Raw genomic sequence first — 1,699 nt, 5'->3', positions numbered from 1 at the left:
AGATCAAGCAACAACTTATGCTGCTTGATCTTGATTAAAATGAGTCATCAACCCTATTTGACAAAGAGCCTTTTAACAATGAGACTTCCGACAATCTAATTCAGTTATTTATTAATGATTCCCATGCAACATGCCTTTCAATGGCATTAACTTCTCTTTTATCCGACTTTTGTACTTATTCATAATCTTACGACTTATTCCCAATTCATCCGCAATATCTTGACCCGTATATCCTCCCTGAAGCAAGTAAGCAAATATTTCTCGTTCTTTAACTGTGAGGACTTCATTCGCTTGTTCAATAAACACTTGAATTTCAGGGCTCAGCCCAAACACAAAGTCACTATGCAGCAATTCACTTAATTCTGAGACATCTGATCCGACGAAATCTGCGTTCTCTGCTGACTTTCGAATTAAATCCAAAGTATAACGATATAAACCTCGTTTCGCAAAGCCTAAGAAGCGAACAAGATCCTCTTTAAATGGATCCCCATCAAACTTATCTGCAAGGGTTAATAATTTCAAACGCAACTCCTGGAGATAATCATCATAATCAGCATGGATGCGTCGCATATTTACTCGACTTAAAGTCTTAAAAAGCAATGGCTCAAATTGTGACAATAACTTCTCATGTTCTTTCCGCGGATCCATTTATAAACCTCCTAATAAATGACAAAAGAAACCACCGACATCTACTATTATATACTCGATATGACTAAAATAACATATCAATTGGTTTATATTGAATGCCAATGAATTCACAAAATTATCTATAGTGACGGCTGCCCTTGATCAAAGTCTCCTAAAGAATCTTTATCAATGTTTAATTGATACTCATGTGGAAAGAAGATCTGAACAAACTCATCGAAAGAGAGTTCCAACGCCCCAAAAAGTGCTCTTAACACTTCGAACTTAGGTTTTGTATGCCCTAACAGGATGTTCGAAATCGTCGAAGGCGACACTCCTATTTCATTTGCTAATTGCTGGTTGGTATAACCACAAATATAGATTTTCTGTCGTAACCTCTTACGATCAATTTCATTCATTTTATGTTCCTCTTTTCTAAATATCTAGTATAAGATTAATATTATTAATCTAAAAATAAGAATAAACTATTATAAAAGGTTAATCAATTGCTTTTCAACATGTTTACATAAACTTTACAATATACATTATTATATTGATAAAAATATAACCTAAAAAATATTTATCTTGGTGAAAAATATGAAAAAAATTTATTTCTCGGGTCATAATATAGCGTATTGACTGCCCTCAGCATCTTTACAAGCTATCTCCCATAATTAGGTCTTTCCGAATTTCTTTACCCTCAAAAAGGTTTTCATACATAAATTATACAAATTGATTGGAATATTTTTGTTTAATAATTACCTAAATTATGAAAATTATGTTTTTAATCCATCTTTATTTTCATCTAATTTATTCCATCATATTTTTATAAACTTAAGTGACTTAACAATAAAGTTTTATAATTCAAATTATTTTTATTTATTTTTTTGGATTGTAAATTTTATGTAAAGGTGTGATGGGAGAGCGATTTGAGTGGCTGGAGGAGTGCGTGGTGATTATATGTAAAGTCGTTAGTAATTGATTGAGATGCATATATGGGTAGCCAATCGAGTAGGAGACTAGCCATTAATTGACTAGTCGACCTCTCACACCACCAAGCGTACGGTTCACGTAC

2 protein-coding genes are annotated in these 1,699 nt (G+C 32.7%); both read right to left on the bottom strand.

Features of this window, described 5'->3' with window-relative positions; genetic code table 11:
* Window positions 1-111: 111 nt before the first annotated feature.
* Window positions 112-648, bottom strand: coding sequence for a sigma-70 family RNA polymerase sigma factor (locus ACFO5Y_RS09125; protein ID WP_197105373.1), 537 nt, complete (start codon window positions 646-648; stop codon window positions 112-114).
* Between the two features lie 119 nt (window positions 649-767).
* A complete protein-coding gene (locus tag ACFO5Y_RS09120) occupies window positions 768-1,043 on the bottom strand; it encodes a helix-turn-helix transcriptional regulator (RefSeq protein ID WP_197105374.1) in 276 nt (91 codons plus the stop codon).
* Window positions 1,044-1,699 lie beyond the last annotated feature (656 nt).

Origin of the sequence: Ruoffia tabacinasalis (genome assembly GCF_042652985.1) — a bacterium.
Taxonomy (GTDB): Bacteria; Bacillota; Bacilli; order Lactobacillales; family Aerococcaceae; genus Ruoffia; species Ruoffia tabacinasalis.
Note: the sequence above shows the minus strand (reverse complement) of the source record. Positions and strands in the feature narration are given on the sequence as shown.

What these genes read in the sequence shown, in the direction of transcription:
- ACFO5Y_RS09125 (WP_197105373.1), bottom strand. Translation starts at nt 648, where the DNA reads ATGGATCCGCGGAAAGAACATGAGAAGTTATTGTCACAATTTGAGCCA.
- ACFO5Y_RS09120 (WP_197105374.1), bottom strand. Translation starts at nt 1,043, where the DNA reads ATGAATGAAATTGATCGTAAGAGGTTACGACAGAAAATCTATATTTGT.